We start from the raw sequence: 18,434 nt of genomic DNA, 5'->3' as shown, positions 1-18,434 counted from the left end.
GCTTCGAAGGCAAGCTTCTCCGCGTTCAAGCGAGTCTGAATACTGCGTATTCAAAGCGCCTCACTTTCACCCCCATGTGTTCGCTGCGCGAACCGAGTAGGGCGAATATCGCGCTAGCGATGTGTTTATGAGCGTTAGCGTAGCTGGACATTTCCAGGCGCAAATAACGAAAGATGACTGAACGTAGATGGGGAAATAAAAAGCCCGAACAGTGAAGCGCCGGATCTAGATGGGTTTGTGACAACAGCTATAAGCCAACTTAATCGTTGGCTTTAGGGATCATGAGGTTTTGTTTATTAAAATAATAAGGGGAAGTAATTCGAAGCTATGCTTGTGAATGTATCGTTAGCTGTTGGCTTTATTTAAAAGAAAAAGTAGTAAGCAATAAGCACAAATGACAGTAACGCACCTATGATAACGGGATAGATCTGGTAACCATCCTCAGCTCTACGTGCTCGCCTAAAGCAAAGATTGACCAAAATGAGGTTAAATACTGCTACCGCAACTGAAGTCATTGCACCGTGTTGAAACGACATATCTTTTATGGAAACAATTAAGTAGATCAGAATGATCCAGTCAAAAATGATCAAGTATAAAAAGAGCTTTTGTAAGGCGTCAGGTCCTTTTCGCTCGTATGAAGCAGGCATTGTGATCTCCTTATTCGTCACGGAATACCCAATATTTTTTAATTTGTTAAAGCTGCTAATTACTCATATTGTAAATTTTAGTGGTGATGTAACTTATCCTTTTTTCATCTTTTTCTGTCCACCTAGCCCCAACAAAATTAAGTTTGCGATTGATCTTCTCTAGGCGCATGATTTGGATTTGAAACCGCTCACCATCTAAATCAATATCAATAATCTGTTTCGGTTGTAGAGTCGAACTACTAATGAAGCCAACTCCACCTAAGCCAACGTTTTTTATATTGGCAATGCCTATTTTTTTGTTGAATAAGTAATGGCTTTTTATAAGTGTCACTGTAATGCCATCACATGCGAAGCTAATATCTTGCTGCTCTCTTTGTCTTAGACTAAACCGAACATGTTCTCGATCTTCGTGCGCTATTTGCTCTACGCTTGGCTGTTTATCTGCACTAATAAACTCGCCTTCGGCAATTATTGGTTTGTCCATTGTTGTGGGTATCTGACCCTAGCTTGATTTCTTTCAGCTGCTTGCTTTGCTTGTTGTAATTCGGCTTTCGCAGCGCTTGGTTCAACGGGGATGCCCATCATCTGTTTTAACTGGTTTTCTGCTGCGGAGGTCATGACTAAAACCTCTATACGGCGGTTAGCTGCTGCGGCAGGATCATTAACAACATAAGGAGCTTGGTCTGCCATGCCCGTCACTTGTATTACTTGACTACGCTTGATCCCGCCATACTCTAATACTCGTCTTGCTAGTAGCGCTCGTTTACTTGAAAGCTCCCAATTAGTGAAAGTTTTACCGGCATAGGGGCTTGAATCAGTATGGCCAGAAATAGTAATTTTGTTCTCTACTTTTGTTAAAAGAGGCGCGAGTGCCATCAGTAGATCTTCAAAGTAGGGCATCATTTCTGCGCTTCCGCGGGTGAACATGAACTGGTGAACGTTATCGTGCATTAATATGCGAACCCCTTGCGGGACGACTTGTAGGTCAACATTTGCCCCCATACTAATATCTTTGATGACGTTATCTATCTCTTTAGCTAAGAACTCTAATTGGGCTTGGGTTTCAAATTTTCCGGGAACCAGTGAATTTAACTCTGGCCCTTTACCTGCTTTTGCATTTTCTTCGCCAAAGGGAATACGGTTATGCATGGCTGGGCCACTTTTATCTACCCCTGTTGAGGTGGCTGGTAGCACCGCTTGCTGTATACCTAGGTTGCCTTGAAACTCCAACATTGAGGGGGCGCCACCCAAATCAAATGGATTGATGGAGCCATTGTCATAAAGGTCACCATTTAAGTACTGCACTATCATGGTTCGCTCTTGCTGATCGGCTATTTGCATAATCCATAGCACCATGAAAAGCGCCATCATTGCTAAGGTAAAGTCAGCAAAAGCAACTTTCCAAGCGCCGCCATGTGCGGGTTTGCTTTTGGCTTGTTTTTTACGTCGAATGACGATGGGATCTGATCGTGTCAGCATTAGCTTTTCTGCTCCACCATCCAGCGTTCAAGCTCAATAAAGCTTGGGCGGTTTTCACTTTGGATTTGTTTTCTGCCTGCATCAACCGCTTGCATTGGTGGTTTACCTTTGGCAAATGCGCTCAGGGCTGCGGCTACGCAGCGTAGTTGTGCTGACTTGCGCTCAACAAGATGTTCCAGTGCTTTAGAAAGTGGATCGAATAAACAGTAGCAGGCAAAAATACCGATAAAAGTACCAACTAGCGCGGCTGCGACTTTTACACCTATCATGGTGATTGGGCCATCAATATTAGACATGGTAATGATGATCCCCATAACGGCAGCTAAAATACCAAAGCCTGGCATAGCTTCGGCTGTTTTGGCTAAAGCGTGAGAAGGGCGCATTCTGTCTTCTTCAATTCGGTGGATCTCTTCTTCGAGAATATGCTCTAAATCGTGTGGTGATATTTTGCCAATTGATTGCAGTCTAAGGTTATCAATAAGGAAGTTAAGTACGTTTGGGTGCTCTAAAACTGCTGGGTACATTAAAAATAATGAGCTTTCACGTGGGTTTTCAAGGTGATCGTCGAGTACGCGTAATCCTTGCGCTTGGATTTGAGACATTAGCATGCCCATTAAGCCAAACAGTTGAGGGTAAAGCTCAGGATCTTCCTGCTCAACTTTTACAATCTCTTTGAGCTGTTCAATCATTTCAATCAGTACTGGCTTAGGGTTCGCGATAATTAATGCTCCAACACCAGCGCCAAAAATAATCAGTATTTCAGCTGGTTGCCATAGGGAAATTAGAGAGCCTCCTGCCCATATATAGCCACCAAACACCGACAAAATTATGATTATTAGCCCTACCAGTTTGCTCATACTATCTCACTTAGTCACCGTTCCCACTGTTGGTAGATACTATGTAATTGCTTAACAGCTTGTTTGTGCAGTTGGCAAATACGTGTTTCTGTTAGACCTAAAGTGGCGGCGATTTCTTTTAAATTAAGTTCATGTTGATAGTAAAGCGACAGGATCAGCTGTTCTCTTTTGTTTAATTTTAAAATAGCTTGGAATAAATATTCTTTTGCTGAAAATTGCTCCAAAATATCACTGTTATCAATGAAATGACGACCATCACTTATTAACTCATCTAAACTATGCATCGATTCAGATTGTGAGGCATACAAGCGTTCACGATATTCAGCGGGGCTGAGAGACAAAGCTTCAGCTATTTCATTATCGCTTGGTTCCCGTTCAAGTTTTCGAGTCAGCTTTCGTACCATGTCATTGAGTTCGTGGGCCTGCTGTCTGACAGGTCGAGGGCGCCAATCTTGACGGCGAAGCTCATCAAGAATGGCGCCTCTGATCCGTTGGCCTGCAAATGAGATAAAGCCGTTATCGTATTCCCCCGGATAACGTCTTGCCGACTCAAGCAGCGCCATTAGCCCAATTTGCTCCATATCCTCAACAGCTAACACCGAGCCACAATGACTTCTCAGTTGTGATACAGCACGTTTAACTAAAGGTAGGTACTGAGTCATCACTTGGCTTTCAGATAAGCGTTTGGCGCTAATATCTTCGCTAACTTCTTGATAAGCAGATTGAGCTGTATTCATTACAAAACCTTTATTGAATGACCATACGGGTGAATAGAACTTCGTCTAGCTCGATAGCAAAATCATTGCTAGCCAGCACAGTTGATAGCAAGCCATGGGCTTCTTTTTGTAGTGACTCAAACTGTTCAGAGTTATTTAACTCATTGAAATGCTTCTTGGAGAACATCTTCATTAATGAGTTTTTTATTACCGGATCTGCTTGCTTAATAGTGTGGGCTACATTTGCAGAGCGACTTTTAAATGCCATTTCAAGTAATAAGTAGTGCGGATATTCATCACCGGGAATGGAAATAACAAATTTTTCTAACGGATAGAACTGCGCGGTTTTAACTTCTTTTTCTGCAGCAAAAAAGTCATTATCAATTAGTTGCGACGATTGGGTTCCAAGCCAAAATGTAGCTGCGGTCCAACCCATTAGTAAGCAAAAAATGCTAAATCGTTTACCTGATTTTTTAGTTAATGCCATGAATTTGTCCTAGGTTATGCAAGTAGATCAACATGATCTTGTAGCTGATTTTCATGTGAAAAGGTCAATGGTTCACGCAAGCTTGCTAGCTGAATATCAGGTTGGTTATTTTGCTGCTGGCGCTCTTTTGAAGACTCGCCTTGACCTATATCAACATCTATTTGGCCGCCATGATCATTGGCTAAATCACCACGCAGTCTCTCTAGCCCTGCTAGCAAAGCGTCACGTACTACAGGGTTTGCCGCGTGCATCTGTATTTGTAAACGGTCGCCTTCTAAGCGCACATTGAGTTCAATTTTGCCTAGCTCTGGCGGGTCTAGACGGATCTCTGCTTGCTTGATTTGCTGATCAATTTGAAAGCGTATTTGCTCGCGAAGTGGTGACAGCATGTCGTGCGATTGCTGTAATAGTGGGGCTGATTGGCTGACCGATATTGGTCCCCACTGGGCAACGGCTGCTGGTGAACGAGTGTTGTTAACCAATAATTGGTTAGTTACAGACTCGATATTATCCAAATTACTGCTCTCTGATAGTGGATTAGTAAATGGACTTTGCAGTGCAGACATATGAGTGAAAGCTGGGTTCATCGCAGGCTTCACTAATCCCTGTTCTCGGCTTGGTGTGTAGCTTTGAGTTAGGTGTTGTTCGCCATTTAAGCCTATGTTGCTTAGCGAGGATGTGGTGACTTTCTCTATGTTTGAATTTGTTTTTGCAGCAGTTTGTGGCTGATGTATTTGCGGCGTGATTACGGCGGTTGTTGCATCATTTTTGGCCGCAGTAAAATGAATATTCACCCCTGCTTGGTTGTTATTCAAATCGGCTAATGGCTTGCTATCGTTATGATATACGTTGCCGTTAGTGGTTGAGTTAATTGAGCTAGTAATCGCTGGTTGCTGATATACATTGGCGGTTACCGCTGTGGCTGCATATACACCTGCATTAAAGCTTGTTGATGCCGGTGTTATTTGAGCTGATGCTAATGAAAACGGCATCGCCTCGTTAGTGTTTTCTGAACCTGCATTAGCGATTGCTGAAGTTGAGTTCGATGGCTTTATTTGACCATTACTCGCAGCAGACGTGGTGACATTGGTGTTGATTAATACAAAGTTATTCATGATCAACTCCAGCACTGGCACAGGTAAATTGATAGGCCGCTAGGCCATCTTGCTGCATTTTGAATTGATGCATTTCTTGCTTGAGTTGCTGTTGCGTTTGCTGTATTTGCTCGACGATGTTTTTGTGAGTTGCAGCCAAAGATTGGCGCGCAAGCAGTTGCATGCGCGTTGTCGGCTTTCCGGACTTTATTAGGGCATTGGTCATTTTCTGATTCACTACCACTAATTTTTCCCAGTCTTGTGCGGCTGCATGAAATAGCAAAGCCTGTTCAAATCGTTGCCATTGCTCAATTGAGATTGGCCCATCCGGCTCTGACATCTGTAATGACCTTAGTAATTGGAATGAGGGCGGTTGTACTGTTTTCAACGCTGGCGATAACCAACTGACGACTGCAGTAGTCATAAAGTTGATTAAGTTTAGTGGCCACTTCGCTGCCGTTTTCGAGATCGAGCATAGAATCTAAGCCATGCACAATGTTGAGACATTTATTAATGCTCTGTCCTTTTTCCTCAAAGCTTTTACGTTGCATAAACCCAGCTGCTCGTTGGATCTCTTCTAACAGTCCGTCGAGTAACATTCGTACCATTTCATGGGGGTTAGCCGCCGCAGCTCTCGCATTGATAGAGGTCTGCTTGTAAGCGTTGAATGGGTCGTGCTCGTTTAGCATTTGGCAATCACTCCTTAGTAGAATAGCGAGCTGGCTGAGTTAAGTTGGTTAATGGTGTTTTCCATTGCCGTAAATTGCGCGAGGTAAATTTGGTACCTTTGCTCCATTTGGCGGTCATGGTTATCCATGCTGGTTTCAACGCGCTCAATCTGCTTTTCAAGGTTCTCTTTTTTGAGATCCATTGAGCCTTGGAACTTAGTGAAAGGGTCAATTAGGTTGTCGAGACGATCGATATAGCTGCCGCTGTCGGTAAACATTGCTTGGATAGCATTAGGGTCATCTTTTAGTGCTTTAGACAGCTTGTCAGAATCGATTTCCAGTTTGCCATCTCGGCCCATCTCTACACCGATATCAGATAAACGCATACCGTTTGGCGCTGCGTCAAAAATCGCATCTCGCATGCCTTGTTGTAGCATTCTGATGCTCGAGTCACCTTTTAAAACACCTAGCTGGTCTTCAGTGATTGAAGAGTTAAAGTCATCATCTTTATCTTTGTCATCTTCATCATCGCTATTGTCATCTTTATCGGCGTTTTCTTTGTTGAGCTCATCTAACTCCTCACTACCCATTGAGCGAGTCAGCTTATTAATCTCATCCATCAAGTCGTTGAAGATATCTACAAAATCTTCTACAGCTTGCTCGCTGGATTCGGTATCAGAGACAATGTTGATACTGCTGCTTTCGCCAGCTGCATGAGTTTTATTTAACTCAATTGACACCCCATCAATAACATTGGCTAAATTGTTGCTGCTACTGGTGATGTCGATACCGTTCAGGTTTACCTTGGCATCTTGGGCTGCTCGGCGCTCTGTCATGCCCCAATCGGCGCCGTTGTAATTGACGCTAATGTTATTAGCCGCGCCAGATTCCTTTGAAGACAGCATTAGTTCTACTTGACCACCTGTTCTGACTAACGATGCTTGTACGCCAGGGTTAGCAGAGTGATCATTAATCATCTTGGTGAGATCTTTTACTGTAGCTGTCCCATCTGGATTTAAAGCGGCCATGTCGAGACTAATGGTGTCGGCAGGATCTGTTCCTAGCTGGATCTCAATAACCCCGCTTGTAGGAATGAGTGCATCTTCGCTAGCAAAACTTTTAGTTAGTTGGTGAGCTTGTGCGAGCTGTTCTACGTGTAAATCATAATTACCAGTAGGAGCACCGCTATCAACGGTAATTGTGGCGTTGTCATCGCTAATTGATGACGTTTTGCTTTCAAACGCGTCTCCATTAATCTTTTCAAGATTACTGGTCATCTTATCTAAGCTGCGCTCAAGAATTTTGTATGCATCAAGCTGCGATTCATACTTGTTCTTGTTGCTCTCAAAGATTTGATCTTTGCCCATACGTTCAGTGGCAATAAGTTGTTCGGCGAATGAGGCGCCACCCATACCTGAAATCATGTTCTCTCTCCAATTCACAAAGGAATGGCAACCTTTGTGCCATAAATTTAAGTATTTGTTTTTTAAATTGTTTGTTTTGTAGGTGTGGTTGGTAATGACCTACGTTCTTCCGTTTGTAATCGCCTATAAGGAAGTGTTACTTCCGTTGTCAAATAAGGGCTAAATATCACTGATTTATCTATAAATATAAGGCGACATTTGTTGTGGCAGGCTGAAGTGTTTTGGCGATAATGGCGAAATAAAAAAGGAGCCGAAAGGCTCCTTTTGATATTGGGATACCAGGGAGGAAGATTAGCCCAATAGACCCATAACCAAACCCGTGTTTTGGTTTGAAGAAGATAGAATGTTAGTACCAGCTTGAACTAATAACTGGTTCTTAGTCATCGCAGCTGTTTCTACAGCAAAGTCTGTATCCATGATACGGCCAGCAGCGGCTTTAGTGTTTTCGGTAACGTTAGTTAGGTTAGATGCTGTGTGACCTAAACGGTTAATGCTTGCACCTAAGTTAGAGCGTTCTGCGCCAACTGCATCGATGATATCGTTAACGTTGTCAATTTCTGCAACCGCAGCTGCTTGGTCAGTTAGTTCACCAACAAATAATGCTTTAACGTCAGCAGCAACTGTTGTCGTTACCGTTAATTTTTCAGCAGAAGAAGCACCGATTTGGAAATCAACAGCACCATCTAGCTCAGTGAATAGCTTGTTTCCGCCGTATTCAGTGTTATCGATGATACGAATAGCTTCTGCGTTTAGTGCTTTGTACTCAGAATCTAGTGCCGCTAGATCTTCTGCTGAGTTCACGCCGTTAGCAGCTTGAGTTGCTAGCTCTTTTTGGCGAGAAGCGATGTTGTTTAGCTCGTCTAGTGCACCATCTGCAGTTTGTAGCATAGAAGTCGCATCAGAAACGTTACGGCTAGCCGTTTCCATACCTGTTACGTTAGCGTTTAGACGAGTTGCAATCTGTAGACCAGCAGCGTCATCAGCAGCGCTATTGATACGAAGACCAGTTGATAAACGCTCCATAGCGTTGCTTAGTAGGTCGTTATTTTTAGTTACAGCATTTTGTGCGATGTTTGACGCGTTGTTTGTCATTACTGATAGCATGGGATATTCCTTTGAGTTTTAACGGGTTATTTGATGTCTATAACTTTAAAACGACAACGGAATTGGAAACTGAAAGCCAGAGGTGAAATTACTTGCCAAATCCAATGTAAGGCTATGAATTTTAAGCTAATATATTTTTTAAATTTATTGGTTTATCTGCAAAAATGTTTTAGGGATTTGTCATTTAGGTCGCTTTTAATAGAGAAATTTAGGCTTGAAAAGTGAACCACAATGAAGCATTTACTTGTTAGACCTCAGTTTGTTACTCAATTTAGTTGTATTGGGGGCGACTGTGAGGATAGTTGCTGTTATGGCTGGAATATTCATATTGATAAGCAGAGCTATAAAAAAACGCTGGCTCATAACGAGCTTAAAGAGATAGCTAAAACAGCGTTAAAAAAAGTAAAGAAGAGTGATGGAGTATGGGCCACGGCAGTGCTGAATGATAATGGCGCTTGCGGCTTCTTAGATGCCAATAACCTCTGTCAAATTCATGCTAAGGCGGGTGAGTCGCTACTCAGTGATACTTGTAAGACCTATCCAAGAATGGCGCATATGCGTGGTGGTGATCGTTATGAGAGCCTATCGTTATCCTGCCCTGAAGCTGCGCGCAATATTTTATTTAGAGATGATGCATTTAGCTTAGAGCGTCAGACGATTAATCATAATCGTGCTTTTAAGGCAACGCCTTTGTGGGCGCAAAAGGCCTATGACTACTCGATTCAGTTATTGTTAAAGCCAGAGCAGCCACTGGAACTTGGTTTAACAGCTATTGGTATTTTAATGAAAACAGCCGATAGGGTCGCTTTGGGGGAACTTGACACTACGGCGCTTGATAATATGTTTTTGCAGTTGATTGCGTTAAGTGACAATGGTCAGCTTAAGCAACATTTTGATGGCTTTAATCAAAATACTGATGAGCATCAAATGCATGCTTTTACCTCGATCCAGCTTTGGCTCAATACCAATAAAATTAGGCGTGGCCGCAGCCGTTTTGAGCAAATCAATCAAGCGATATGTGCTTTAGCTGATGATAAACAAAACATTCCTATGGCAAGCATTAATCAGGCATGGCAACAGATTGCGTTGCCGGCGTTATCGGGTCATCCGCAGCTATTTAGCCGTTATCTATGCTATTACCTTTATCATATGCAATTTCCACAGGTCGATACATTAACTCCGTCAGAAGCCTTTAGAGTCATGCTGTTAGATCTGTTTATGCTGCGTTGCTACCTAGCGGTAATAGCTGCAAGTAAACAAGGATTATCTGAGCACGATATTATTATGTGTTTTCAGGTTTATCATACCAACCGACAGCACAAAGCGAATTACAGTCAGTACGTGACAGAGATATTGGCGCAAGCGAAATTTGATGAATTGGCAGCAATTTTGACGCTGTTAAGTAAAGCCAATTAATGCTCAAATACTCATAAGCTACGGCGTCACAACTCCTACTGACGCCGTTGCATGGATATCATTACTCCAAGAGCGAAGAGACTTGCGGGCGAGTAATATTAGCTTGCGCCATTAGCGAGTTTAGCTTCAGTTTGAATGGCGATGGTTGCATTAAGCCTGATAAAGCTTCTAGAGTCGACTCTACATTGAGGGCGGCATCCTTTACCTGACTGGCTTTTTGCAATTGTTGCTGAATATGCTGTTGACTGGTTTGCAGCTCACGTAATTGTGCATCGACCTTGTGGGCTGACTTTGCCACTTTGGCTAGAGATTGCTTAATGTTTTCACGGCTATTGAAACGCCATTCTTGCGGATCTTGCCAATTGAGTTGTGGCTGTACCTTTATGGTTCTAGCATCGCCAGCGGGTAATCGCTGACCTTGCCCGGTCATCAATAATCCGTGTTGAATTTGTTGCCATTGCTGGGTATTCGCTTGAAAAAGTAAGCGATTATCAACTGAGTGCTGTAGCTCAATATCCAGCTTAGCGAAGGCGCTTTTTAGTTGATTAGCGAGTTCGTGAGGTTGGGCGTTGGCAGGCAATAGTGCTTGGGCTGATCCTTTACCAAGTTGTACTTGAACCAGTTCGTCACGAGGCTTTGCCGTGGTTAGTTCAACAGACTTTAGCGTAAAGCTATGTTTTGCTGCTGGTCGTTGGTTCGAGATTAAATTGAGTTGGTGATCAATCAGAGGTTGGCCTAAATAACTAATTTCTATTTGGCATAGTCGCTGCTGAATTTGCTCAAGTTTATTACTGTTCGCGCCAGAGGTTAGTGCCTGTTGTCCTTGTTGCTGCAGTTGAGAGAGTAAAGACTTAACTTGTTTTAAGCCTTGTTCAGCAACTTGTTGTGCGCTCACCTTGTGCTGTCCTTGAGTGACTTTAGCCCATTTATTGTAGCTTTCTAATCTATGGCCTGGGATGCTCGCGGCTTGAGCGGGATTTGGTGATTGCGCTGCGGCTTGTGGAGCCGCAGTTGGCGCAACACTTGGGCTGCGCTGTTGAACATGAAGTGAATCTGAAATCCCGTTTAGCATAATTTTCTTTTAGGTTTACTTAGATGTGATTAAATAAAGACAGCTGCGAAACTTGCACAAAAGTTTGCTGAGTAACCTTTAATGCTGTGAGCTTAACATTAAACTCAGCGGTTGCTTGAGCATAATCTAAGCCTTCGGTTTCACCAATCACTTCTTTATTAAACAGTACTCGCTCCTCGTGTGATGCTTGCACTAAGCTGAGGGTATTTTGTTTGCCACCGATATCGGTAATGGCTGAACTAATACTATTAAGGCTGTCATCTAAGCTGGTTTGCATATCTGTTGAAGCTTGATCGAAAGCTGCTGAGCCGGGAGATAATGTAGGGTCTTCAAGTACCGCTATAAAGTCTTTGGTTTGATTGAGAATATCAGTGCTACCATTCGAAAATAGAAAGTCGGCAGCAGTGCTGTTAGCTGTCATCCATGAGGAGGTCGAAGTTTGAACTTCACGAGTGCTGCTATCACCTTGATAGACATAGTTACCATTGGCATCTTTACCAATTGGAGCGGTGTCGGTTTTGTTACCGGAAAACAGATAGTTCCCTGCTTCATCTTTAGCGTTAACTGTATCGACAAAAGTTTCTAGCAACTCATTTAGCTCTGCAGCATAAGCCTCTCTGTCTTCTGGCGATAAACTACCGTTGCTGGCTGAGATGGTGATCTCACGCATCCGCCCTTGTAGTTCAACCATGCTCGACATATAGGTTTCAGAGCGACTGAGGCTTGTTGATAGTGACTCGGTATTATCTAAATATTGGTTAGTTGCAGCCATATCTCTTTGGCTACCAATAACTTTAACAGAGCCAATAGGGTCATCCGATGGACGTAAAATAGCTTTGCCCGTTGACATCATTTCATTGAGCCTAGAAATATCAAAGGTTGATTTTTGTAAGCTGTGTAGATTGTTGTTATACAGGTTCATCATACTAACGCGCATACAAATGTCCTTAAATACTGTTCAAAATAGTTTGGAATAGTTGGTCAGCAGTCGCGATCACCTTGGCGTTTGCTTGATATGCTTGCTGGTACATAATGAGGTTTGCACCTTCTTCGTCAATATTCACTCCACTGGTGCTCGCCCATTGGGTTTGCGCTTCTATCTGCAGTTTTTCTGCGGTGTCTTCACTCATTTGTGCTTGACGAGAGGCAGAACCTAATTCACCAATTTTACTGGCAAAGACATCGCCCATAGTTGCTTCTACTCCCATGGAGCTAAAAGAGAAGCTTTTGTTGGCGAGCTCAACCAGATCTTTTAAATTGCTATTGTCTCCTGGAGTGCCATCTTTACTGAATGCCAGCATGTCGGCGCTAAAGCCTGCCGTTATGGTTAAGCTGCCTGCAGGATTGGTTGGATCGTAACTAAATAGCTGCTGACTTGGTGTATTTCCGTTTAAATCTGTACCAGCGCCAAGCACGTTATTAAATTCGTCAGCCATAGTCATCGCTAATTCATCAATAAAGGCTATTGAGTTAAGCAGACTATTTTCTCGATAGTCGATTAACGAACCTAGGCTGCCGCCAGCGCTTTCATCAACGGGAAAACTCGATTGACCAAACTGGATGCTGACTTGATTAAAGCGCGGTGAGGCAGGATCTGGGTTAACTGTAATTTTAGACGCTTTTGTTCCAGCAAGTAGCGGCTGGCCTTGGGCAAGCGAGATATTGAACATACCGTCGGCATCTTCAACGACTTTTACATCGATAATTTGTGATAAATCATCTACGGCCGCATCTCTTGCATCGAGTAAGGTTAATGGCACATTGCCGCTAGCATTGGCTTTTTGAATATCGGCATTGAAACTGGCAATGGTAGCTAGCTGCGCATTTATCTCTTTGGCAGATGCATGTATTTGCCCTTCAATTTGTGACACTTGAGCATTTAGCCCTTCGCTAATAGAGTTAAAGCGTTGCGTTATTGCCTTAGCTTCATTTAAAAAGCCTTGTCGATGAGCAATTTCATTCGGTTGCTCCATCGCAGAGTTTAAAGAGGCAAATAGCTGATCTAAGCCAGCAGAAATATTATTGCCCTCAGAGCCAAATATTTGCTCTACTTGGCCAAAGTAACTGGCTTGGGTTTTAGAGAAGCTTAAGTTGCTAGTGGTATTCCAAAGCTGTGCTACTTCGTATTGATCAGAGATACGACGTACCCCATCGACCATCGCCCCTGAACCACTGCCATAAATGCCATTCCCCACAGAGCTGAGCATGGCATGCTGCCGTGAATAACCTGGCACCATTGCGCTGGCGAGGTTATTTGAGGTAACGGTTAAGGCTGCCATGCTGGCATTTAGCCCTGACATACCAATATTGAGCATGCTCATTGTGAATCCTTATTTAGCAATTATGGCGACTGGGCGCGATTTACTCTGGTAATTTATTTATAAAGGGCAATATCAAAGCAGGCTGCATAGCATGAGTTGTTGGCCCGTTGTGTGGTTGATTATTAGAGGCGACCGTCTCTGGCTTAGACTTAAGCCCAGCCGACAATTGTTTGGTCATCACCTCCGCTAAGCCTGTGCTTTGCATTTGACTGAGTCGGCCTGCAAGTTCTGCATCGTGCCAATCGCGATACATACCATCATTTTGTGAAGATAACGGGCTGTCTTTATCTGCCATAACGTCTGAGGCTGAGCGCATCTGTTTCAGAACAGTTTGTAAAAACTGAGCTTCGAATTGTTGGCTTACTAGCTTGAGTGCACCATGCTCACCGTTGGCTTTAATTAAGTCACCAGCATCAAGCTGGTTGAGGTAACTGTGGTTATTGTCGATTTTCATTAGATCACTACCAATTCAGCTTCGAGTGCGCCGGCTTCGTTTAAGGCTTGTAATATTGCCATTAGATCCATAGGTGATGCGCCGAGGCTATTAACTGCACGTACTATGTCATTAAGAGCAATTCCTTCTGGCCAGACAAACATATGACCATTGCCTGTATCAATATCAATTTGGCTATCTGTAGTGACTACGGTTTCACCTTGTGCTTGACCCAGATAAGCCCCATTTGGTTGGCTTACTGATTCTTGCTCAACGATAGTTACAGTTAAATTGCCATGGCTAACAGCCGCTTTGCGTACGACAACATCGCCACCCATAACGACTGTGCCTGTGCGGCTATTAAATACAACTCGCGGCGTTTTACGACCTTGCTCTATTTGCAGCTCCTCTAGCATAGACATAAACGTGACGCGTTCCCGATTTGATTTAGGCGCGCGTACGATAACCTTTGCGCTGCTATCAGCTGTCGCAACATCGGGACCAAAGAGTTCATTTACAGCACGTTCGATATTGCGTGCAGTCTTGAAACTTGGATCAATAAGATTCAGTACGATATTTTCGTTATCATTGAAATCGCTGCTCATTGGTGCTTCGAGGAGTGCGCCATTAGGGATATTGCCTACCGTCGGCACATTGATGGTGACAGAGCTACCATTACGACCTTGAGCCGAAATGCCGCCCACGACTAAGTTACCTTGAGCAACAGCATAGATCTCGCCATCAACAGCACGCATAGGGGTCATTAGTAAGGTACCGCCACGTAGGCTTTTGGCATCGCCAAGCGATGATACGGTAATGTCGAGAGTTTGCCCGGGACTCGCCAGAGGTGGCACTGTGGCATGTACCGCTACAGCGGCAACGTTTTTTAGTTTTGGATCTGTTTTATCGTCAATTTGCACCCCAAATTGCTTGAGCATGTTAACGATTGATTGGCTAGTAAAGCGCACTTGAGTACGGTCGCCAGTGCCATCTAAACCGACAACTAAGCCGTAACCAACAAGTTGGTTATCACGGATCCCTTGTACATCGACAATGTCCATCAAATATCTATGCTGTACTTGCGCCTGAGCCGGAAGCAAAGGCACTAAGCTGAGCAGCATACTGGCCAAAAACATGGCTATTTTATTCATTCACACAATCCTGACGTTGTTAGGTGTTAGTGGCTTATTACAATGGAAACCAAGGGCTATTAAAGTATCTGGCAGCCCATCCCATACGGTTACTGTCTGAAATTGCTCCTTGGCCACCGTAAATAATTCGCGCATCAGCAATGCGTTGGCTGGATATGGTGTTGTCGTTACCAATATCATCGGCACGGATCAGTCCTAGCAGACGTAAGTATTCATCTCCTTGATTGAGACGCAGCCATTTTTCGCCGCGGATCAGAAGTGCGCCATTGGGTAATACTTTGGCAACCGTTACTGTGATAGAGCCTGATAGTTGGTTTTGTTGGGTACTAGAGCCCGTACCGTTAAATGAGCGTCCCATGTTGGCTTCGCCATTACCGCTGATAGCATTGCTACCTGTGGTTGCTTGGCCATCAATCGACATGCCCCCTGTTTTACTGGTTTTAGTGTCGGCACGTTTACTTGAATAGGTTTTTTCATCAAGGGCAACGGTAAGAATGTCGCCTTCACGAAAGGCGCGCTTGTCTTTGAATAGCGTTAGCATAAAACCAGGGCGATATACGCTGCCATTTTTTGCTGGTGGCAGGCTGTAATCTATTTCAGGTGGAGCCCACTCAGGTTTACCCGGTGCGGTGTCGGCTTCTGGAATATGTGCTACGCAGCCAGACAGTAACCATACCGTTGCTAAGCTTAACCAGATTAATCGCATAGTGGCTCCCATATTGAGTGTCATCATTTATCCGTTGATAAAGCGCTGGTTACAGCGCTTGGTTTAAGAACTTCAGCATGTCATCAGATGCCGATACCACTTTGGCATTCATCTCGTATGCGCGTTGAGTTGAGATCATCTCTACCATCTCTTCCACCACATTGACGTTTGCTCCTTCAAGTGCACCTTGGCGGATTTGACCCAAAGCTTGGTCGCCAGCGATACCTTCCACTGCCGCACCAGAAGCACCTGTTTCGCGGTAAAGGTTATTACCTCGTGCTTCCAAACCCGCTGGATTAGTAAAGTTCACTAAGGTGATTTGTCCTAATTCTTGGGCATCAGCTTGGCCGGCCATTTGTGCTGAAACCAAACCGTCACTGGCGATAGTTACGGTCAGTGCGTCTTCTGGGATTTCGATATTCGGCACCAAGGGTAAACCTTGAGATGTCACCATTAAACCTTCGCTGTCACGATAGAATTGACCATCACGGGAATAGCTAATCTCACCGTTGGCTTCCTCTATTTGGAAAAAGCCCTGACCTTCAATTGCTAAATCAAGTTGCTGATTGGTGGTAAGCACATCGCCTGAAGTGAATACTTTTTGAGTGCCGACGACTCGGGTTCCTGTGCCTAGTTGCAACCCCGATGGTAGCTCATTTTGTTCGTCAACTTGGCCACCTGGTTGGCGTTGTACTTGATAAAACAAGTCATTAAACGCAACTCGATCACGCTTAAAACCTGTGGTATTTACGTTGGCCAAGTTGTTGGCGATGGTGGTCATCTTAGTATCTTGGGCGGTTAAGCCGGTTTTACTGACCCATAAAGCTGATTGCATTGATATAATTCCTTTAAAGTCTGAGCTTTAAACCTGCTCTAAACATGAGTTTACGCATTACGTAGTAGGCGATTACCTGCTTCGGCAAGTTTCTCAGCGCTTTTCATTAGTTTTACTTGCACTTCAAACTGGCGACTTAGATCCATGGCTGCGATAAGTTCACCTACGGCTTGCACATTACTGGCTTCAAGAAAGCCGCTGCTAATTGATACTTGGTCATTAGCTGGTAGAGGCTGACGGTCTTGGGTGTAGAGCAAGCCATCTAAGCCTTTGCTCATGTCATTGATATCAGGGTTAACCAGCTTGAGTTGACCTATCTCTTCGATAACACCGCCTTCATCAGCCACTATGCTTAAGCGACCATCTTCACCAACAAAAAGCTCACGATATTCTGGTAATACGATAGGGCCATCAACACCAGCAACTGGACGACCATCAAGTGTTAGCTGTCCATTTTCATCGGGCTGTATCGCACCTGATCGAGTATAGCCTTCGCCATTTTCAGTCATTACCGTAAACAAACCTGCGTCGTTAATCGCGAGATCTAAGGTTCTGCCTGTTGGATTTAAGGCGCCGCTTTGCTGGTTAAAACCGCTGCTTTGAGTTTGTGCAAGTACTCGTGTTTGCAGGCTATTACCCGTTGCTGCAACTGTCATTGCGTTTACGCGTTCTAAGTCTGCCTTAAAGCCTGTGGTATCTGCGTTAGCGAGGTTGTTAGCACGTATTGCTTGTGCTTCCATTACTCTTGCAGCCCCTTTGGCGGCGGTGTAGATCATTCTATCCATGACTTAGGCCTAAATTACGTTCAGCAGTGCTTGCTGCATCGTTGAGTTGGCGTCTAACACTTTTGCGTTGGACTGATAGTTACGCTGAGCTGTCATCAAGTTGACCATCTCTGCAGTGGTATCAACGTTTGAGCCTTCAAGGTAGCCGCCAGCAATTGCACCTAAGGTGCCTGTTGATGGAGTGCCAATAATAGGCTGGCCTGCAGCATTAGTAGCGGTCCACGCATTATTGCTAATAGGGGTTAAACCATTTGGATTATTGAAGTCCGCCAGTACGACTTGGCCTTGTAACTGCTCTTGGCCGTTAGTGTAAGTGCCGTAAAGCATGCCACTTTCATCTAAACGAATACCGTTGAGCTCCCCTGAGGTATAACCATTTTGACTTAAGCTTGAATTGTTATAGTCAGAAGCATATTGGGTGCTTTTGTCGTAACTCAGCTTGAGATTAAGATCTGATGCACCACCGACAATATTTGGGTCAGTGATATCTAGTGTTAGATCTGCGCCACTGACAAGCATACCGTCAGAGTTAAACTCCAGTTGATGGCCACCTGCAGGTGTCACATCTGTGTCACCCATCATGTAATGTACAGACCATTGGTTATCGTCCGTTTTTACATAGTATTGGGTTAGAGCATGCTCTTTACCGAGTGAGTCAAATGCCGTCACTGTGCTTGAAGAGTGATAGGTTGAGGCATCATCAGCATCAAATGGTGTGACAGCAGGATCGATGACATCTACGCGGGCATCTAAGTTAGAAATTAAGCCAATATCTGTGGTGGCTTTGGCCGGTAGGGCCCCAGCTTGTACTTGTAGATCGGTGACATTACCGGTTTGTAGGTTGCCCGCGGCGCTGACCGAGTAGCCTTGCAGACGATTACCAGCAGGATCAGTGACAAAACCGTTGGCGTCCTGATTGAACATCCCTGCGCGAGCATAAGTTGTTGTGCCATCTTGAGCGCTTAGTACAAAAAATCCTTCACCTTGAATGCCCATATCCAGTTGGCGACCCGTGTAAGTCAGGCTACCACTACTGCTGAAGTTTTGGCTGGTGGACATCACATTAACACCGCCAGCTTGACCGCCGTTATAGATGGCCGAAAACTCGCTACGACCACCGCGAAAACCAACGGTTGAAGAGTTTGCGATGTTATTACTAATAGTATTTAAGTCTTGTGTGGTTGCTTGTAAGCCACTTAACGCGATATTGAACGACATAGATTGAGCCCTTGATAATTT

21 protein-coding genes are annotated in these 18,434 nt (G+C 44.2%); 1 reads left to right on the top strand and 20 read right to left on the bottom strand.

Going from position 1 to position 18,434, the window contains the following annotated elements; all coding sequences use genetic code 11:
• Positions 1-362: 362 nt before the first annotated feature.
• From L884_RS0111520 to L884_RS0111470, 11 genes are all read right to left on the bottom strand, one after another.
• Complete coding sequence (locus L884_RS0111520) at positions 363-647, bottom strand: hypothetical protein (RefSeq protein WP_028767654.1); 285 nt, start codon at positions 645-647, stop codon at positions 363-365.
• 55 nt (positions 648-702) lie between these two features.
• Positions 703-1,131, bottom strand: a complete 429-nt coding sequence (locus L884_RS0111515; RefSeq protein ID WP_028767653.1) for a hypothetical protein — start codon at positions 1,129-1,131, stop codon at positions 703-705.
• Complete coding sequence (locus L884_RS0111510) at positions 1,116-2,126, bottom strand: flagellar motor protein MotB (RefSeq protein ID WP_028767652.1); 1,011 nt, start codon at positions 2,124-2,126, stop codon at positions 1,116-1,118. The genes L884_RS0111515 and L884_RS0111510 overlap by 16 nt, the downstream gene beginning before the upstream one ends.
• Positions 2,126-2,983 carry a flagellar motor stator protein MotA gene (gene motA / locus L884_RS0111505; RefSeq protein ID WP_028767651.1) on the bottom strand — a complete coding sequence of 286 codons (858 nt, stop codon included), beginning with the start codon at positions 2,981-2,983 and terminating at the stop codon, positions 2,126-2,128. The genes L884_RS0111510 and motA overlap by 1 nt, the downstream gene beginning before the upstream one ends.
• A 14-nt stretch (positions 2,984-2,997) precedes the next feature.
• On the bottom strand, positions 2,998-3,720 hold the full coding sequence (locus L884_RS0111500) for an RNA polymerase sigma factor FliA (protein ID WP_028767650.1): 723 nt from the start codon (positions 3,718-3,720) through the stop codon (positions 2,998-3,000).
• A 10-nt stretch (positions 3,721-3,730) separates the two neighbouring features.
• A complete protein-coding gene (locus tag L884_RS0111495) occupies positions 3,731-4,186 on the bottom strand; it encodes a flagellar basal body-associated FliL family protein (protein WP_028767649.1) in 456 nt (151 codons plus the stop codon).
• A gap of 14 nt (positions 4,187-4,200) precedes the next feature.
• The gene (locus L884_RS22630) at positions 4,201-5,301 is read right to left on the bottom strand and encodes a flagellar hook-length control protein FliK (RefSeq protein WP_028767648.1); all 1,101 of its coding nucleotides are present in this window, start codon (positions 5,299-5,301) and stop codon (positions 4,201-4,203) included.
• Complete coding sequence (locus L884_RS0111485) at positions 5,294-5,620, bottom strand: hypothetical protein (protein WP_028767647.1); 327 nt, start codon at positions 5,618-5,620, stop codon at positions 5,294-5,296. The genes L884_RS22630 and L884_RS0111485 overlap by 8 nt, the downstream gene beginning before the upstream one ends.
• Entirely contained in the window at positions 5,589-5,969 is a 381-nt protein-coding gene (gene fliS, locus L884_RS0111480) for a flagellar export chaperone FliS (protein WP_028767646.1), read from the bottom strand. Before fliS ends, L884_RS0111485 begins: the two co-directional genes overlap by 32 nt.
• A gap of 14 nt (positions 5,970-5,983) precedes the next feature.
• The gene (fliD, locus tag L884_RS0111475) at positions 5,984-7,372 is read right to left on the bottom strand and encodes a flagellar filament capping protein FliD (protein ID WP_028767645.1); all 1,389 of its coding nucleotides are present in this window, start codon (positions 7,370-7,372) and stop codon (positions 5,984-5,986) included.
• A 291-nt stretch (positions 7,373-7,663) separates the two neighbouring features.
• Positions 7,664-8,476, bottom strand: a complete 813-nt coding sequence (locus L884_RS0111470) for a flagellin N-terminal helical domain-containing protein (RefSeq protein WP_028767644.1) — start codon at positions 8,474-8,476, stop codon at positions 7,664-7,666.
• A 231-nt stretch (positions 8,477-8,707) separates the two neighbouring features.
• Between L884_RS0111470 and fliB the strand changes: the two genes are divergently transcribed.
• A complete protein-coding gene (gene fliB / locus L884_RS0111465; protein ID WP_028767643.1) occupies positions 8,708-9,892 on the top strand; it encodes a flagellin lysine-N-methylase in 1,185 nt (394 codons plus the stop codon).
• Positions 9,893-9,953: 61 nt separating this feature from the next.
• Here fliB and L884_RS0111460 read toward each other — a convergent pair whose 3' ends face one another.
• Genes L884_RS0111460 through flgE form a run of 9 tightly spaced genes read right to left on the bottom strand, consistent with a single transcriptional unit; the run spans position 9,954 to position 18,413 of the window.
• Positions 9,954-10,964 (bottom strand): hypothetical protein, encoded by a 1,011-nt coding sequence (locus L884_RS0111460; RefSeq protein ID WP_028767642.1) that lies wholly within the window; start codon positions 10,962-10,964, stop codon positions 9,954-9,956.
• Between the two features lie 19 nt (positions 10,965-10,983).
• Positions 10,984-11,901 (bottom strand): flagellar hook-associated protein FlgL, encoded by a 918-nt coding sequence (gene flgL, locus L884_RS0111455; protein WP_028767641.1) that lies wholly within the window; start codon positions 11,899-11,901, stop codon positions 10,984-10,986.
• 10 nt (positions 11,902-11,911) lie between these two features.
• Positions 11,912-13,285, bottom strand: coding sequence for a flagellar hook-associated protein FlgK (flgK, locus tag L884_RS0111450; RefSeq protein WP_028767640.1), 1,374 nt, complete (start codon positions 13,283-13,285; stop codon positions 11,912-11,914).
• Between the two features lie 40 nt (positions 13,286-13,325).
• Complete coding sequence (locus L884_RS0111445) at positions 13,326-13,739, bottom strand: rod-binding protein (RefSeq protein WP_028767639.1); 414 nt, start codon at positions 13,737-13,739, stop codon at positions 13,326-13,328.
• Positions 13,739-14,869: a flagellar basal body P-ring protein FlgI gene (locus L884_RS0111440; RefSeq protein ID WP_028767638.1), complete on the bottom strand. Its 1,131-nt coding sequence runs from the start codon at positions 14,867-14,869 to the stop codon at positions 13,739-13,741. The genes L884_RS0111445 and L884_RS0111440 overlap by 1 nt, the downstream gene beginning before the upstream one ends.
• A gap of 37 nt (positions 14,870-14,906) precedes the next feature.
• Positions 14,907-15,575 (bottom strand): flagellar basal body L-ring protein FlgH, encoded by a 669-nt coding sequence (gene flgH, locus L884_RS0111435; protein ID WP_028767637.1) that lies wholly within the window; start codon positions 15,573-15,575, stop codon positions 14,907-14,909.
• A gap of 49 nt (positions 15,576-15,624) precedes the next feature.
• On the bottom strand, positions 15,625-16,410 hold the full coding sequence (gene flgG / locus L884_RS0111430; RefSeq protein ID WP_028767636.1) for a flagellar basal-body rod protein FlgG: 786 nt from the start codon (positions 16,408-16,410) through the stop codon (positions 15,625-15,627).
• A 50-nt stretch (positions 16,411-16,460) separates the two neighbouring features.
• On the bottom strand, positions 16,461-17,195 hold the full coding sequence (locus L884_RS0111425) for a flagellar basal body rod protein FlgF (protein WP_028767635.1): 735 nt from the start codon (positions 17,193-17,195) through the stop codon (positions 16,461-16,463).
• Positions 17,196-17,204: 9 nt separating this feature from the next.
• Positions 17,205-18,413: a flagellar hook protein FlgE gene (gene flgE / locus L884_RS0111420; RefSeq protein ID WP_028767634.1), complete on the bottom strand. Its 1,209-nt coding sequence runs from the start codon at positions 18,411-18,413 to the stop codon at positions 17,205-17,207.
• Between the last annotated feature and the right edge of the window lie 21 nt (positions 18,414-18,434).

Origin of the sequence: Shewanella fidelis ATCC BAA-318 (assembly GCF_000518605.1) — a bacterium.
GTDB classification, from domain to species: Bacteria; Pseudomonadota; Gammaproteobacteria; order Enterobacterales; family Shewanellaceae; genus Shewanella; species Shewanella fidelis.
The sequence above is the reverse complement of the archived record's forward strand: the minus strand, read 5'-3'. Positions and strand labels throughout refer to the sequence as shown.

Bases quoted from the DNA above. Each gene is read 5' to 3' on its own strand.
- L884_RS0111460 (WP_028767642.1), bottom strand. From the start codon at position 10,964: ATGCTAAACGGGATTTCAGATTCACTTCATGTTCAACAGCGCAGCCCA.
- L884_RS0111445 (WP_028767639.1), bottom strand. From the start codon at position 13,739: ATGAAAATCGACAATAACCACAGTTACCTCAACCAGCTTGATGCTGGT.
- L884_RS0111425 (WP_028767635.1), bottom strand. From the start codon at position 17,195: ATGGATAGAATGATCTACACCGCCGCCAAAGGGGCTGCAAGAGTAATG.
- L884_RS0111520 (WP_028767654.1), bottom strand. From the start codon at position 647: ATGCCTGCTTCATACGAGCGAAAAGGACCTGACGCCTTACAAAAGCTC.
- flgE (WP_028767634.1), bottom strand. From the start codon at position 18,413: ATGTCGTTCAATATCGCGTTAAGTGGCTTACAAGCAACCACACAAGAC.
- fliD (WP_028767645.1), bottom strand. From the start codon at position 7,372: ATGATTTCAGGTATGGGTGGCGCCTCATTCGCCGAACAACTTATTGCC.
- motA (WP_028767651.1), bottom strand. From the start codon at position 2,983: ATGAGCAAACTGGTAGGGCTAATAATCATAATTTTGTCGGTGTTTGGT.
- flgH (WP_028767637.1), bottom strand. From the start codon at position 15,575: ATGCGATTAATCTGGTTAAGCTTAGCAACGGTATGGTTACTGTCTGGC.
- L884_RS0111440 (WP_028767638.1), bottom strand. From the start codon at position 14,869: ATGAATAAAATAGCCATGTTTTTGGCCAGTATGCTGCTCAGCTTAGTG.
- L884_RS0111510 (WP_028767652.1), bottom strand. From the start codon at position 2,126: ATGCTGACACGATCAGATCCCATCGTCATTCGACGTAAAAAACAAGCC.
- fliB (WP_028767643.1), top strand. From the start codon at position 8,708: ATGAAGCATTTACTTGTTAGACCTCAGTTTGTTACTCAATTTAGTTGT.
- L884_RS0111495 (WP_028767649.1), bottom strand. From the start codon at position 4,186: ATGGCATTAACTAAAAAATCAGGTAAACGATTTAGCATTTTTTGCTTA.
- L884_RS0111485 (WP_028767647.1), bottom strand. From the start codon at position 5,620: ATGTCAGAGCCGGATGGGCCAATCTCAATTGAGCAATGGCAACGATTT.
- flgL (WP_028767641.1), bottom strand. From the start codon at position 11,901: ATGCGCGTTAGTATGATGAACCTGTATAACAACAATCTACACAGCTTA.
- L884_RS0111500 (WP_028767650.1), bottom strand. From the start codon at position 3,720: ATGAATACAGCTCAATCTGCTTATCAAGAAGTTAGCGAAGATATTAGC.
- flgG (WP_028767636.1), bottom strand. From the start codon at position 16,410: ATGCAATCAGCTTTATGGGTCAGTAAAACCGGCTTAACCGCCCAAGAT.
- L884_RS22630 (WP_028767648.1), bottom strand. From the start codon at position 5,301: ATGAATAACTTTGTATTAATCAACACCAATGTCACCACGTCTGCTGCG.
- fliS (WP_028767646.1), bottom strand. From the start codon at position 5,969: ATGCTAAACGAGCACGACCCATTCAACGCTTACAAGCAGACCTCTATC.
- L884_RS0111515 (WP_028767653.1), bottom strand. From the start codon at position 1,131: ATGGACAAACCAATAATTGCCGAAGGCGAGTTTATTAGTGCAGATAAA.
- flgK (WP_028767640.1), bottom strand. From the start codon at position 13,285: ATGAGCATGCTCAATATTGGTATGTCAGGGCTAAATGCCAGCATGGCA.
- L884_RS0111470 (WP_028767644.1), bottom strand. From the start codon at position 8,476: ATGCTATCAGTAATGACAAACAACGCGTCAAACATCGCACAAAATGCT.